The organism is Paenisporosarcina sp. P4_D4 (assembly GCF_056401835.1).
Map to the genome: position 1 here is coordinate 1 of NZ_JBFUIO010000297.1, position 1,350 is coordinate 1,350.

At 33.9% G+C, this 1,350-nt stretch carries 2 protein-coding genes; both read right to left on the reverse strand.

Annotation, left to right across the window (positions count from 1 at the left end; all coding sequences use genetic code 11):
- Window positions 1-267: hypothetical protein (locus tag AC1DSL_RS18270; RefSeq protein WP_477533340.1), on the reverse strand; the 267-nt coding region annotated here is incomplete at its 3' end.
- 279 nt (window positions 268-546) lie between these two features.
- Window positions 547-1,254, reverse strand: a complete 708-nt coding sequence (locus AC1DSL_RS18275) for a hypothetical protein (protein WP_477533341.1) — start codon at window positions 1,252-1,254, stop codon at window positions 547-549.
- Window positions 1,255-1,350: the final 96 nt, after the last annotated feature.

The following is a 1,350-nucleotide window of genomic DNA, read 5'->3' on the forward strand; positions in this document are numbered from 1 at the left end:
CTCCCATCTGTTACGTGGCATACCTATGTGGATTTCAATATACCGATTTTTCTTACTTAAGCGTAACTTCTGACAGCCTTCAAACTCCCAATACCATAGATCGCCATCAACAAATATAGCTGGTGCGATTTCATCAACTTCTTGGCAATAAGCTTTATTACAATGCTTATTAAGGAGAATATTTATTCGAGTAATAAATTGTCCGACAGCCTTATCAGCTTTTTGATCTCCAAGTTGTGCACTAAGAGCAATATATTGATTCTCCATTGGTAGTCACCTACTTTCAGTTTACATCGACTACTTTTTCTTATTTTAAAGATACACCTTATTGAACTAACCTACCCCGTTAGTGGAATAAGAAAAAAGAGGCGCAGCCCGATGATCTTAAGCTAAAAAGCACCCGTTATTTGAAGAAGAATCTTTTTCCTTTAATTATTTATCACTATCAGGGAATCTCCAACATTTCGGAAATCCCATAAATCGAGTAAAGTAGTGGCTTCAGATAAAACTATTTATTATGTACTTTCTATGTGCACCTTCAACTATTCAGCCACTTTTATGTAAATATTGAAATAGCACAATTGCCATGGCTAATAGTTCTTCATTCGTATCATGTATGCGAAACTCTAAATTTCCCATCACTAATTTTGACAAATCGGCTTCGCTAATCTTTTGTGACTCTTTATAAACCAAAACTTGATTACTCACTTTATAGGATAGTAATTGATAGGTTTCGTCTTGAATATGGATGGCTAACTTATCCTCAAAATTTAGTTTATCTTTTATCTTCGGGGTATAACGAGCTTCCGCGATTTCTATGCCATTCTCTATTACTTTCCAAACAGCTTTGTTAGAAGTAAATTTACTATACTCTTGCCACTCTACTCGCTTGGTTTCATTAAAAAAAGCCAGATGGATATATTTATCGGGGGCATTTACCAACTCAACAAATAAACGTTGCCAAAAAGTAGGATAATACCGCCTATAGCGAAAAATACGTTGATTGCCTTTTGTAAGTTTCTTTTCCGTCCTTTTAGAACGTTCTGTTAATCTTGTTTGCCAAAGATCTTCTGATTTTGGTTTAAACTGTGCATCTTTTTTACTTTGAATAATTTCAATAATAAAAAATACTACCGCAGCTACTAAAAACAAACAGCTAAGACCCAATTGTGAAAGTTCAATAACCCCTTTAACAAAGTACCTAATCCAAATACCTAATTGAGTAGCTAGAAATAAAATGAATAAATACAACATGATGGGAATCCTCCTCCATCAACTATACGTATTTGAAGACATATTAGTTTCGAAAAATTTTTCTTATTGAACTAACCTGCCTCGTTAGTTAAAGAA

Coding starts and splice junctions, on each gene's coding strand:
- AC1DSL_RS18275 (WP_477533341.1), bottom strand. CDS start 1,254: ATGTTGTATTTATTCATTTTATTTCTAGCTACTCAATTAGGTATTTGG.